At 41.7% G+C, this 12,926-nt stretch carries 10 protein-coding genes; 8 read left to right on the plus strand and 2 right to left on the minus strand.

Annotated elements, in window-relative coordinates; translation table 11 throughout:
• Positions 1 to 209: 209 nt before the first annotated feature.
• On the minus strand, positions 210 to 1,643 hold the full coding sequence (locus tag ACE1AT_RS10280) for a hypothetical protein (RefSeq protein WP_374867889.1): 1,434 nt from the start codon (positions 1,641 to 1,643) through the stop codon (positions 210 to 212).
• A 574-nt stretch (positions 1,644 to 2,217) separates the two neighbouring features.
• On the opposite strand from ACE1AT_RS10280, the gene psaA reads away from it, so the two are divergent.
• The 7 genes from psaA to ACE1AT_RS10315 all read left to right on the plus strand — a co-directional run bounded on the left by psaA (position 2,218) and on the right by ACE1AT_RS10315 (position 10,759).
• Positions 2,218 to 4,476: a photosystem I core protein PsaA gene (gene psaA / locus ACE1AT_RS10285; protein WP_374867891.1), complete on the plus strand. Its 2,259-nt coding sequence runs from the start codon at positions 2,218 to 2,220 to the stop codon at positions 4,474 to 4,476.
• A 173-nt stretch (positions 4,477 to 4,649) separates the two neighbouring features.
• Positions 4,650 to 6,875: a photosystem I core protein PsaB gene (gene psaB / locus ACE1AT_RS10290; protein ID WP_374867893.1), complete on the plus strand. Its 2,226-nt coding sequence runs from the start codon at positions 4,650 to 4,652 to the stop codon at positions 6,873 to 6,875.
• A gap of 488 nt (positions 6,876 to 7,363) precedes the next feature.
• Positions 7,364 to 7,594, plus strand: coding sequence for a DUF433 domain-containing protein (locus tag ACE1AT_RS10295; RefSeq protein WP_374867895.1), 231 nt, complete (start codon positions 7,364 to 7,366; stop codon positions 7,592 to 7,594).
• Positions 7,591 to 7,974, plus strand: coding sequence for a DUF5615 family PIN-like protein (locus tag ACE1AT_RS10300; protein WP_374867897.1), 384 nt, complete (start codon positions 7,591 to 7,593; stop codon positions 7,972 to 7,974). The genes ACE1AT_RS10295 and ACE1AT_RS10300 overlap by 4 nt, the downstream gene beginning before the upstream one ends.
• A 48-nt stretch (positions 7,975 to 8,022) precedes the next feature.
• Entirely contained in the window at positions 8,023 to 8,463 is a 441-nt protein-coding gene (gene cynS, locus ACE1AT_RS10305; RefSeq protein WP_374867899.1) for a cyanase, read from the plus strand.
• Between the two features lie 102 nt (positions 8,464 to 8,565).
• Positions 8,566 to 9,471: a DNA-methyltransferase gene (locus tag ACE1AT_RS10310; protein WP_374867901.1), complete on the plus strand. Its 906-nt coding sequence runs from the start codon at positions 8,566 to 8,568 to the stop codon at positions 9,469 to 9,471.
• 316 nt (positions 9,472 to 9,787) lie between these two features.
• The gene (locus ACE1AT_RS10315) at positions 9,788 to 10,759 is read left to right on the plus strand and encodes a GDSL-type esterase/lipase family protein (RefSeq protein WP_374867946.1); all 972 of its coding nucleotides are present in this window, start codon (positions 9,788 to 9,790) and stop codon (positions 10,757 to 10,759) included.
• Between the two features lie 191 nt (positions 10,760 to 10,950).
• Here the strand turns inward: ACE1AT_RS10315 and ACE1AT_RS10320 are convergent, their stop codons facing one another.
• Positions 10,951 to 11,616: a response regulator transcription factor gene (locus tag ACE1AT_RS10320; RefSeq protein WP_374867903.1), complete on the minus strand. Its 666-nt coding sequence runs from the start codon at positions 11,614 to 11,616 to the stop codon at positions 10,951 to 10,953.
• A 537-nt stretch (positions 11,617 to 12,153) separates the two neighbouring features.
• On the opposite strand from ACE1AT_RS10320, the gene ACE1AT_RS10325 reads away from it, so the two are divergent.
• Positions 12,154 to 12,873 carry a rhomboid family intramembrane serine protease gene (locus tag ACE1AT_RS10325; RefSeq protein WP_374867905.1) on the plus strand — a complete coding sequence of 240 codons (720 nt, stop codon included), beginning with the start codon at positions 12,154 to 12,156 and terminating at the stop codon, positions 12,871 to 12,873.
• Positions 12,874 to 12,926 lie beyond the last annotated feature (53 nt).

Here is a 12,926-nt window from a genome sequence, read left to right on the forward strand (position 1 = left end):
ATCGGTTATTTAAATCAGTAGATGAGTTAAAGAATTTACTGGATAGATTGTTAAATCAGGGAGAACTAATAATTCAATGGGGACGAAAAGTAAAAAATAAAGGAAATGCTGCTATTGCAAACTAAATGTGGAACAGCTTACTATGGTTTGTAGTAAGGATTTTAGTCCTTAAATTTTAGAAGCCTAAAGCACTTACTACAAACTATTTTTTAATCATTTTGTACAGAAGTTGAAGTTTCCTGCTCTTGCTGTTCTGGTGTTTCTGATGCTGGCGACTCAATAGTTATCTCTGGTAATGTCGGTGGAGTCACCTCCGGAGATGCTTCCACAGTTGGTTGTGGAGTGGGTACTTTGCTTGCACGACGTCTAAAAAAGCCACCAAATCTTGGTTTCTGGGATTGTGTTTGCGGAACAGGTTCTGGCGTAGATTCAACAGTTGGTGTGACGCTGGGAGTAGGTGTAGGTTCTTTTTCTGGAATCGGTTTTTCTTGTTTGGGTGCTATTTCTGGTGTCGATTCAACAGTTGGTGTAACAGTTGGTGTCGGTTGTGTCTCCGGAACAGGTTGTTTCTCTTGTTGAGGTTGTGCTTCCGGTGTAGTTTCAACGGTAGGCGTGACACTAGGGGTAGGTGTCGGTTCTAATTCAGGAACAACAAGCTTTTCTTGTTCAGGTAATATTTCTGGTGTCGGTTCAGCAGTTGGTGTTTTTACTGTGTAGTTTGGATCTACAATTGTGCGAACTTGATCTGCTGAGAGTTGTCCTCTGAAAATTTGAGCAAGAGTGTCTTTTCCTTTAGGTTCGTAGGTGATCAACCTGACTGTGCTGTTGAATTCATTTTTGACAGTGTTACCTTGGCTATCGAGAAACTCTAGTTTGACCCAGTTTTTACCTGGTTTAAAGCCTTTGAGATAAACAGCTTGCCAGCGATCAAGAACAAAGCTTTCACCATTAATTGTGCAACGAATACGCCAATCTGCAAATAAATTATCAGGATTGTCTTTAACCAGCAGATGTAAGGGCGCATTAGTTAAATAAAAGTCCAGTAAAATCGGTTCTGCCCCATAGTTACCATCAGGACTGTTGTAAGTTAACAAGGGTAATGCTGGATCAGGATTATTATTGTCACTCTTTGTGAAAACATGAAATGTTGTTTGGGTGTAAGCACCTTCATTCTTATAGCTTTCGTGCCAAGGACGAGAGGCAAAAACACGTAGAGTATGAGTACCTGGAGGTAAGTCAGACAAGACTAGGGGTTGATTCAGGTCATAAACTGCTATTTCAGGTTGGTTGTCCAGAATTACTTCCAGATGAGGGCCTAAATTGAATTTTGGATCTTTATAAATGGGAAGATCCTTGACCTGAAAACGGACTGTGACTGTGTTGTCTTGAAGGATTTCATCTGATTGAGGTGAAACAATTGATACTTGCGGTCTGTATAAGATAGTAGTATTTCGTAGTTCTTGGATCACAGTCGGTGGGGCAACTTCTGAGAATTGCTTCGTTGAAATTTCTAGCTTTGGTTGCAAGCTACCAGATGGTTCTTGGCTAACAACTTTTTCACCACAGCTCGTCAAACTCAACACTAGTACAAAAATGATGAGCGATTTTAGGAGAGTTACAGCCGTCGTCCGCCACGAGTTCATGTTTTTTATTTACTCATTAACAACTGACAGATTATTTTTGCTCAAACTATCCACTCAAAAAATGAGCCAAAAGATGAAATCTGTGTTAGGTCTTGCCAGAAAAATCTAAATTTTAATTTGCTTATGACAGCATAAATTAATCTTATGTAATAAACATAACTATTTTTCTTAATAGGAATTTAACCATCTTTTAGTAGTGCCTCTAACAGAAATAGTCTGATCTGGCAATAATGTTGTAACTAAAATATAGAGTGGACTAATCGAAATTTAACTATAAACTTTGCGAATTGTTTCCCTTTGTAAAATATATGGAGAAACTATTGACTTTTGGACAAGTGCTTTGAACTCAGGAAGCAGATTACGCAATTACTCCAAGGATTTTGAATTATTGTTAAAATGTCTCCAACAATGTGCGAGATAAGACTTTATAATTCAACAGAAACCACTCTCCACATTAAAGTCTTCATCGCTGATCCAGAAAATTAATGGAGAATGCGACTAAGGTTTACAAAAGCCCAGAAGGCCGCCCTGTGGTAACCATGATTCCTCAGTCCTTTTTAAGAGAGGAGGTCGAATGACAATAAGTCCTCCGGAGCGAGAGGAAAAAAAGGCAAGAGTCATAGTTGATAATGACCCGGTACCCACTTCATTTGATCGTTGGGCTAAACCAGGACACTTCGACAGAACTCTAGCCAAAGGTCCCAAAACCACCACATGGATTTGGAACCTGCACGCACTCGCCCACGATTTTGATACTCATACAAGCGATTTAGAAGAAATTTCCCGCAAGATATTCGCAGCACACTTCGGTCACTTAGCCGTAGTGACTTTGTGGTTGAGCGGGATGATTTTCCACGGCGCTCGTTTTTCCAATTACGAAGCTTGGTTAAGCGACCCTCTCAACGTCAAACCTAGTGCTCAAGTCGTTTGGCCAATCGTTGGTCAAGATATTTTGAACGGGGATGTCGGCGGCGGCTTCCACGGTATTCAAATTACTTCTGGCTTGTTCCAAATTTGGCGTGGTTGGGGTATTACCAACTCGTTCCAACTGTACTGCACTGCGATCGGTGGTCTGGTATTAGCAGGCTTACTCTTGTTTGCTGGCTGGTTCCACTACCACAAGCGCGCTCCCAAGTTGGAATGGTTCCAGAATGCTGAGTCGATGCTGAATCACCACTTGCAAGTACTGCTAGGTTGTGGTTCCTTGGGCTGGGCTGGACACTTGATCCACGTATCCGCGCCCATCAACAAGCTGTTAGATGCAGGAGTCGCTGTCAAGGATATACCCTTGCCCCACGAGTTCATCCTGAACTCAGCGAACTTGATAGGTCTGTATCCCAGTTTTGCTAAGGGTCTGGCACCGTTTTTCACCTTGAATTGGGGCGTATATTCAGACTTCCTCACCTTCAAGGGAGGTTTGAACCCAGTTACAGGTGGCTTGTGGATGACAGATATTGCCCATCACCACTTGGCGATCGCAGTACTATTCATCATTGCTGGTCATCAATATCGTACCAACTGGGGTATCGGTCACAGCCTCAAAGAGATCCTCGAAAACCACAAAGGTCCCTTCACCGGCGAAGGTCACAAGGGTCTCTATGAAAACATGACCACCTCTTGGCACGCTCAATTAGGAACTAACCTTGCCTTCTTGGGTTCGCTGACCATCATCGTGGCACACCACATGTACGCGATGCCTCCGTATCCGTACTTGGCGACAGATTACGCCACCCAGCTGTGCATATTCACCCACCACATGTGGATTGGCGGCTTCTTGATTGTTGGTGGTGCTGCCCACGCAGCCATCTTCATGGTGCGCGATTACGACCCAGTAGTGAACCAAAACAACGTTTTGGATCGGGTAATTCGCCACCGAGATGCAATCATCTCTCACTTGAACTGGGTATGTATATTCCTTGGCTTCCATAGCTTTGGACTCTACATTCACAACGACACAATGCGTGCCTTGGGACGTCCCCAAGACATGTTCTCTGATACTGCAATTCAGTTGCAGCCCGTATTTGCTCAGTGGGTGCAAAACCTGCACACCCTAGCTCCTGGTGCAACTGCACCCAACGCGCTTCAACCTGTTAGTTATGCCTTTGGCGGCGGTATCGTGGCTGTAGGCGGAAAAATCGCAATGATGCCCATTGCTTTGGGTACAGCCGATTTCTTGGTTCACCACATTCACGCCTTCACCATCCACGTTACAGTCCTCATTCTGCTCAAGGGCGTATTGTTTGCCCGCAGTTCTCGTCTAATTCCAGACAAAGCAAACTTGGGCTTCCGCTTCCCTTGTGATGGACCCGGTCGTGGCGGCACCTGCCAAGTATCTGGTTGGGACCACGTATTCCTTGGTTTGTTCTGGATGTACAACTCCATCTCGATTGTGATTTTCCACTTTAGCTGGAAGATGCAGTCTGACGTTTGGGGAACAGTAGACGCAGCTGGTAACGTGTCTCACATCACCGGTGGCAACTTTGCCCAGAGTGCCATTACCATCAATGGCTGGTTGCGTGACTTCTTATGGGCGCAAGCTACACAAGTCATCAACTCCTATGGCAGCGCCCTGTCTGCTTATGGATTGATGTTCTTGGGCGCACACTTCATTTGGGCATTCAGTTTAATGTTCCTGTTCAGTGGTCGTGGCTACTGGCAAGAACTAATTGAGTCCATTGTTTGGGCGCATAATAAACTGAAAGTAGCACCAGCAATTCAACCCCGCGCTCTGAGCATTATTCAAGGTCGGGCTGTTGGTGTCGCTCACTACCTATTAGGAGGAATTGCCACCACCTGGGCATTCTTCCATGCACACATTCTTTCAGTAGGTTAGCAATCAGCCAGAAGAGTTAGTAGTTAGTAGTTGGGGGTTAGTAGAACTTGGTTATTTGTTGATTGTTGGTAATTCAGCAACCAATACTAAGTAGCTAACAACTAACAACTAACAACTAACAACTAACAAAGCTGATACGTGATGGCTAAAAGTCAGAGGACTTATCAAAAGCTATGGCAACAAAATTTCCAAAATTTAGCCAGGATCTCGCACAAGACCCGACTACACGTCGGATCTGGTATGCGATGGCTATGGGAAATGATTTTGAAAGCCATGATGGCATGACCGAAGAAAATCTTTACCAAAAGATTTTCGCTACTCACTTCGGTCATCTGGCAATCATTTTCCTGTGGGCTTCCAGCCTCTTATTCCACGTGGCCTGGCAAGGTAACTTTGAACAGTGGATTAAAGACCCTCTTCATATCCGTCCCATTGCTCACGCGATTTGGGACCCCCACTTTGGTAAACCAGCTATAGAAGCTTTTACTCAAGCTGGTGCTAGCAACCCTGTAAATATTGCTTACTCTGGTGTTTACCACTGGTGGTACACCATTGGTATGCGGACAAATGGCGACCTGTACATGGGTTCCATTTTCCTGTTGTTGTTGGCATCTGTGTTCTTGTTTGCTGGTTGGCTGCACTTACAACCCAAGTTCCGTCCAAGCCTCGCTTGGTTTAAGATGGCTGAGTCTCGTCTTAACCACCACTTGGCAGGTCTATTTGGTGTAAGTTCATTAGCTTGGACTGGTCACTTAGTCCACGTTGCGATCCCCGAATCTCGCGGACAGCACGTAGGCTGGGATAACTTCCTCAGCACCTTACCTCATCCAGCAGGCTTGCAACCCTTCTTCACTGGCAACTGGGGTGTTTACGCGGAAAACCCTGACACCGCCAGTCATGTGTTTGGTACTTCCCAAGGCGCTGGGACTGCCATTCTAACTTTCTTGGGTGGTTTCCATCCCCAGACTGAATCGCTGTGGTTGACTGATATGGCTCACCACCACTTGGCGATCGCAGTTCTGTTTATTGTTGCTGGTCACATGTACCGCACCAACTTTGGCATCGGTCACAGCATCAAAGAAATGATGGATGCCAAAACCTTCTTCGGTAAGCCCGTTGAAGGCCCCTTCAACATGCCTCACCAAGGCATTTACGAAACTTACAACAACTCTCTGCACTTCCAATTGGGTTGGCACCTGGCTTGCTTGGGTGTAATCACCTCCCTGGTAGCGCAGCACATGTACTCCCTGCCTCCTTACGCATTTATTGCTAGGGACTACACAACTCAGGCAGCGCTGTACACTCACCACCAGTACATTGCTATATTCTTGATGCTCGGTGCTTTCGCTCACGGTGCCATCTTCTGGGTACGTGACTACGATCCCGAACAAAACAAGGGCAACGTCCTTGAACGTGTTCTGAAGCACAAAGAAGCGATCATCTCTCACCTCAGCTGGGTATCCCTATTCTTGGGCTTCCACACCTTGGGTCTGTATGTTCACAACGACGTAGTAGTTGCTTTTGGCACACCTGAAAAGCAAATTTTGATTGAGCCTGTGTTTGCTCAATTTATCCAAGCTTCTCACGGTAAAGTGCTGTACGGACTTAACGTTCTGTTGTCCAACCCAGATAGCATTGCTTACACCGCTTATCCCAACTACGGCAACGTTTGGTTGTCCGGTTGGCTGGATGCAATTAACTCTGGCACTAACTCTTTGTTCCTAACAATTGGCCCTGGTGACTTCCTAGTACACCATGCCTTTGCTCTGGCGATCCACACCACAGTACTGATACTAGTTAAAGGTGCTTTGGATGCTCGTGGATCTAAACTGATGCCCGATAAAAAGGACTTCGGTTATGCCTTCCCTTGTGACGGTCCTGGTCGTGGCGGTACTTGCGACATTTCCGGTTGGGACTCCTTCTATCTAGCTACTTTCTGGGCATTAAACACAGTAGGTTGGGTAACATTCTACTGGCACTGGAAGCATCTAGGTATTTGGCAAGGTAACGTTGCTCAGTTCAACGAATCTTCCACTTATTTAATGGGCTGGTTCCGTGATTATCTGTGGGCTAACTCCGCTCAGTTGATCAACGGTTACAACCCCTACGGCATGAACAACCTGTCTGTTTGGGCTTGGATGTTCCTCTTCGGACACCTAGTTTGGGCAACCGGTTTCATGTTCCTCATCTCCTGGAGAGGTTACTGGCAAGAGTTGATCGAAACTCTTGTTTGGGCCCACGAACGTACTCCAATTGCGAACCTGGTTCGCTGGAAAGACAAGCCCGTTGCTTTGTCTATCGTTCAAGCTCGTTTGGTTGGTTTAGTTCATTTCGCTGTGGGCTACGTCCTAACCTACGCAGCATTCCTGATTGCCTCGACGGCTGGTAAGTTCGGTTAGTTCGGCTACTAGTTTTGATAGGTAATAAAAAAATCCCCTGCTGAAAGGTGGGGGATTTTTTGTAACTCTTAATTCACTAAAAGCACCTAACGCACTATTTAGATGGCGGTGTGTGATAGTGAAGCTGTAACACAACGGCAATAAAGCAGGAGGAACATCTACGCCGCTTTTTGCCTCCCCTACTTAAGATTTACTTTATAAATGGTCTCTTAAAATTAATTATTAGATGTCTAATTTATCTGATTCAGAATTATTAGAGAAATTACATAGAACTTGGGTTCAGGCCTTAATTTACCACCAACCAAGGGAAGTAGTACAAGAATTTTTAAGTTTTCTGTCTAAACATAAGAGATAAACTAAAAAATACTTAATTTTTTTAGTAAAAAAGTAACACAATGAAAATAAGAGTATTTAATTGTACTTCCTGTTTTGAATATAAAAAAAGAGCGATCGCCTAAAATTAACCTTATTAATAAATAGTCAAAATCATGCAACACTGGCAAGAACGCATCAGCATCAATCCCCAAGTATGTCACGGCAAGCCTTGCATCAAAGATACACGCATCATGGTATCAGTCATCCTTGATAATCTTGCCGAAGGACTGACATTTGAGGAAATTGTTCAGGAATATCCGCCACTGACTTTAGAAGATATTAGGTCTGCTATTGCTTATGCTGCACAATTAACCAGAGAAGAGGAATTGCTGCCACTGCGATGAGTATACCAGTCAAACTTGATGAGAACATGGCTAAAACCCATGTTGAGTTATTGCAGCAAGCTGGTTACGAATGCGATCGCGTAACTGATGAAGGTTTATCTGGCGCAGAAGACGAGATTGTTTGGCAGCAGGTATGTGCTGAAGGACGCTTTTTTATTACTCTTGACTTAGATTTCTCGGATGTTCGACGCTTTCCACCAGGCACTCATCCAGGTATATTGCTAGTGCGTTCGCGTAACCGTAGTCGTCAAGCAGTCCTAGAAATACTATCTCGTGTTATAAATGAGCAACCATTGGAAACCCTGAAAGGTTGTCTTGTTGTTGCAGATGAAATGCAGACGCGAATCCGTCGCCCGTACCTCAGTGAATCAGAAAGGTAAGTTAGTGATAACTTATATAGAAAGTCAATTCACTACAGGAGACTTTATATGTCTATTCCCGAAATTACTCAAAAGCTGTTAGCAGCAAAAAAAGACAAAGGACTAAGCTTTACAGATTTAGAGAAGATTTTGGGACGTGATGAAGTATGGATTGCAGCTGTCATCTATCGTCAAGCTAGTGCTTCCCACTCAGAGGCGAAACAATTAATTGAAGCATTAGGACTTGATGAAAGTTATGTGGAAGAATTAACAGAATATCCTGTAAAAGGATTAGGGCCAATTGTACCAACAGATCCTCTGATTTACCGTTTTTACGAAATTATGCAGGTGTATGGAATGCCAATGAAGGCGGTGATTCACGAAAAGTTTGGTGATGGGATAATGAGCGCAATCGATTTTACTTTAGATATTGAAAAAGAAGAAGACCCCAAAGGCGATCGCGTCAAAGTGATCATGTCTGGAAAATTTCTTCCCTATAAAAAGTGGTAGATTTTCATTGACGCCATATTTTCTGGGTGAGATCCCCTCTTGATTATAAACAGGGGTCAAATCAGAATTTGCTAAAAAAATTAGTTATAAATATAAATTCTCTTGACGCAAGAACAAATAACACCAAAACAAGCAATCAAATTTACACCTTATTACTCTCAAAAATATGGCGCAGTATATCTGGGAGATAGCCAAGAACTAATTAAATCTATTCAAGATAGCAGTATTAATTTAATCTTGACTTCACCCCCATTTGCACTAACTCGTCAAAAAGAATACGGTAATCAAAGCGCTGAAAAATATATTGAATGGTTTCTACCTTTCGCTGATGAATTTAAACGAGTACTTACAGATAATGGCTCATTTGTGTTGGATTTAGGTGGTGCTTATCTACCTGGTAATCCCGTACGAAGTATTTACCAATATGAATTATTAGTCAGGCTGTGTAAAGAAGTCGGCTTTTTCCTTGCCCAAGAATTTTATCACTATAATCCGGCGCGACTACCTACCCCAGCTGAGTGGGTAACAATTAGACGCATTCGTGTTAAAGATTCAGTCAATGTAGTTTGGTGGTTATCGAAAACGCCTCATCCAAAAGCAGATAATAGAAAAGTTTTAAAGCCATACAGTGAGAGTATGAAGCAGTTACTCAAAAATGGCTATAAAGCGAAAATGCGTCCTAGTGGACATGATATTTCTCATCGTTTTCAAAAGGATAATCAGGGTGCAATACCACCTAATTTGTTAGAAATTGCGAATACTGAATCTAACAGTGCATACCTACGTCGGTGTAAAGCGGTGGGAATACAACCCCATCCTGCGCGTTTTCCCCAGGGTTTTGCAGAATTTTTTATCAAATTTTTAACCGATGAAGATGATCTGGTTTTAGACCCGTTTGCAGGTTCTAATACAACAGGTTTTGTGGCTGAAACTTGGCAAAGGCGATGGATTTCGTTTGAAATGAGTGAAGATTATATTATCGGCAGCCGTTATCGGTTTGAGACTTGACACTTTTCTGATTTATTCAGTGGGTATGGGGTGTAGGGGTGTAAGACAAGGCTATTGCTCTGAAATAGTGAAAGTTGCTTGCTAACCTAGTAAAAACTCTAGTATTTTTTATATATAAAGTATTTAATTAGACCTTATTAACACTAGATAAAGTCATTAAAGATATTGTAAAAACTAATCTCACAAGCTAGCTAATTACACTTATTCAGTGTAAATACTGTAAAAGGTGATAATTTAGCTGATGAAGAATTTTCCTGATACCAGCCAAAAAACGCTGCTTTTGGGAAAAGGAGCAACTATTGGGAGAAACTACGATATGAGGGATGTGTATTTGTTAGCAGCAGGTTTGGTAACAGGATTGGTTGTACCAGTATCGACTTTACCAGAGCAATCGATTTTGCATACTGATGATCATCAAGTAAATTGGAAAAACCAAGACAGCTTACAGCCAGTAGCAAGTGAGACATTAGTCCCTACTTTGGAAACCTCTCCACCAGAATTTAGCGAGCAGAATTTGCCTGTAGCAACAGAGTCATTTTTAACACCGAGCTATAAACCAGCTTGGAAGCCTACTTCTGGAAATCAACTTTATTATCATAGATTAGCTGCTTTGAAAGCTGGTCAAATTTATACACGTGTAGCTGACGAGGAATTGAAGACATTATGGGATTCTGGATATAAGCATCAATTAACTTATGAAGATTGGAAAAGTTTGCTAGCGATGGAAGCTAAAGCAATGGCTAAAGGTCAAGGTAAAAATCGCTTGAGTATTCTAGTTGGCGATTCTTTAAGTATGTGGTTTCCGAAACAAATCCTTCCTAGTGAAAAATTGTGGTTGAATCAGGGAATTTCTGGAGATACTTCTAGTGGTGTTTTAAAAAGATTATCGGCTTTTGCTAAAACAAAACCGAGTGTCATTTATGTCATGGTTGGGATTAACGACTTACGCAAAGGTAGAAGCGATGAAGCGATTTTAAACAATTCTCGCTTGATTATGCAACGCTTACGACAAAATCATCCAGATAGTATGATTATTGTGCAATCTATCTTGCCAAGCCGCTGGTCTAATATTTCTAATAACCGCATTCGCGCTATTAATCATCAACTTGCTTTAATTGCCCAAAAAGAAGGAGTAAATTATCTCAATCTCTACAAGTGGTTTGCAGATTTTGAAGGTAATTTGCGAGAAGATTTAACCACAGATGGATTACATCTCAACGAAAATGGATATGATGTTTGGCGAGCAGCTATCGATCGAATAGAGTCTCAACTAGCTTTTGGTGATTAGAGCGATCGCAACCCAACAAAAATAATTACTTTGATACAGATAATTATTTATTAACTTGTATAAAATTCACAACCTATAAATATTTTTTTAATAGTGGTCAATAGTCAATAGTCAAGGGTAAAGTGTCAATTATCGTTAGTTATTTTCCCCATCTCCCTTGTCCTGCTTGTCTCCCTTGTTTCTCTCACACCTCATTCTACGAGACCATGCTTCATCGCAAAACGTACTAATTCGGCTCTGTTGTTAGTGCCTGTTTTTCTTAACAAACTACTAACGTACTTTTCTATAGTTCGAGGACTCAGGTGTAACTTTTGACCCATGTCAGCATTAGAAAGACCATGAGTCAGAAGTTCTAAAACTTCTTGTTCTCTGGAAGTTAATTCTGAAAACCACTGAGATTTTTGAATGTGAGTTAACTGTGAGCCGTTAGTATCTAAAGGATTGGTATTTTCGATCTCAGAAAGACGGTATGCAGATTGAATAATTTGCGATCGCGCCAATAAATTACGAATAGCTGCTCCCAACTCTTCTAATTCAAAAGGTTTAGGCAAGTACAAATCACATCCAGATTGATAACCGAGAATTCTTTCCTGTGTTTTTGTCCGCGCTGTCAATAAAATTACTGGTAGCAAACGAAATGCAGATTGTTGGCGCACTTGGCGTACCAGTTCATAACCATTCATTCGTGGCATGACAATATCAGTAACCATCAAATCAGGATGGTACTCTTCCACCTTTGTTAAAGCCTCTTGACCGTCATCAGCAACAATTACCGAGTAGCCAGATAATTCAAGATAATCGCTGATAGACAGACGAGTGCCAGGATCGTCATCCACTACAAGGATCGTCAAGGGCATGGACTGTACACCCCTAGCATTTTTTACTAATAAGTTTGCTTCTATGATCACTATCAGTGAATACAAATAATAATAATAGTACTCTTATGTTTCATACTATGACAGCAATAACAGCTAATCACTCCCCAAAGGTTGAATTACAAATTATATCTACCATCAGTGAGAACTATTGTTAGATAAAGTTACTTTGTAAAAAACATACACTCCAGAATTTGTATCATTAGATGTAAATAAATTTACATCTCTTAACAAATTATCAGTAGATAGTAATAAATTAAGTAATTTTTAGAGATCATATATAAATATAGTCCCCATAAAAACTTGAATAAAAAACAATATACAGATCGAAGCGAATAAATATTTTCTCTAATTTTAAATGTAATACATAAGTATTAGTTGTTGCTCAGACATGCATAATCTCTATCTCGTTCACAAATATCTTCAGAACATCTTCTAAATCCATCCAGAGGTAAATCCTAAATACTTAACAACTCAGGTATCGTGTAGTTGAGTTTTGAAAAAGTAAGAAAAAAGCCTGTGGTTCCAATTAGAGATAATAATCCAACAAAAATTACGCCCTATGTGACTTATGGGCTAATTGCTGCAAACGTTCTAGCATTTCTTTATGAATCAAGCCTTCCTCCCCAATATTTAGATGGGTTTTTTCACTTATTTGCAGTAGTACCACGAGAACTGACAGCTAGTTTTGCAGGTATTTCTGTAAATCAGCCCGTACCAGAGTGGATAACGTTAATTACTGCCCAATTTTTGCATGGAGGTTTGCTACACCTTGGTGGTAACATGTTGTTCCTATGGATTTTTGGTAATAACGTCGAAGATAAATTAGGTCATATTAAATATTTATTTTTCTATTTAGCTAGTGGCGTTCTAGCAACATTAGCTCAGTGGTACTTTTCCCAAAATTCTGTTATCCCCTCATTAGGTGCAAGTGGTGCGATCGCTGGGGTTTTGGGAGCATATATCATCCGCTTTCCTCAAGCAGAAGTCCTCGGCGTCGTTCCCTTGGGATTTTTCTTCCCCACCTTCCGTGTACCAGCATACTTTTTTCTCGGATTTTGGTTTATCGAACAAGCTTTCTACGGTATTGCTAGCCTCGAAACACCCACTAATATTGGTATGGAAAACGGAGGTATTGCCTACTGGGCCCATGCTGGTGGTTTTTTAGTGGGAGCGATTCTCGGCCCCATACTAGGATTATTTAACCAAGATTCTGAACAAGAAAAATATAATTGGTAGTCAATGGTCAATAGTCAATAGTCATTGGTCATTAGTTATTGGTCATGATTTAC

The sequence above is a fragment of the Pelatocladus sp. BLCC-F211 genome, from assembly GCF_041928655.1.
Classification (GTDB): domain Bacteria; phylum Cyanobacteriota; class Cyanobacteriia; order Cyanobacteriales; family Nostocaceae; genus Pelatocladus.

Coding starts and splice junctions, on each gene's coding strand:
- ACE1AT_RS10280 (WP_374867889.1), bottom strand. CDS start 1,643: ATGAACTCGTGGCGGACGACGGCTGTAACTCTCCTAAAATCGCTCATC.
- psaA (WP_374867891.1), top strand. CDS start 2,218: ATGACAATAAGTCCTCCGGAGCGAGAGGAAAAAAAGGCAAGAGTCATA.
- psaB (WP_374867893.1), top strand. CDS start 4,650: ATGGCAACAAAATTTCCAAAATTTAGCCAGGATCTCGCACAAGACCCG.
- ACE1AT_RS10295 (WP_374867895.1), top strand. CDS start 7,364: ATGCAACACTGGCAAGAACGCATCAGCATCAATCCCCAAGTATGTCAC.
- ACE1AT_RS10300 (WP_374867897.1), top strand. CDS start 7,591: ATGAGTATACCAGTCAAACTTGATGAGAACATGGCTAAAACCCATGTT.
- cynS (WP_374867899.1), top strand. CDS start 8,023: ATGTCTATTCCCGAAATTACTCAAAAGCTGTTAGCAGCAAAAAAAGAC.
- ACE1AT_RS10315 (WP_374867946.1), top strand. CDS start 9,788: ATGAGGGATGTGTATTTGTTAGCAGCAGGTTTGGTAACAGGATTGGTT.
- ACE1AT_RS10320 (WP_374867903.1), bottom strand. CDS start 11,616: ATGCCCTTGACGATCCTTGTAGTGGATGACGATCCTGGCACTCGTCTG.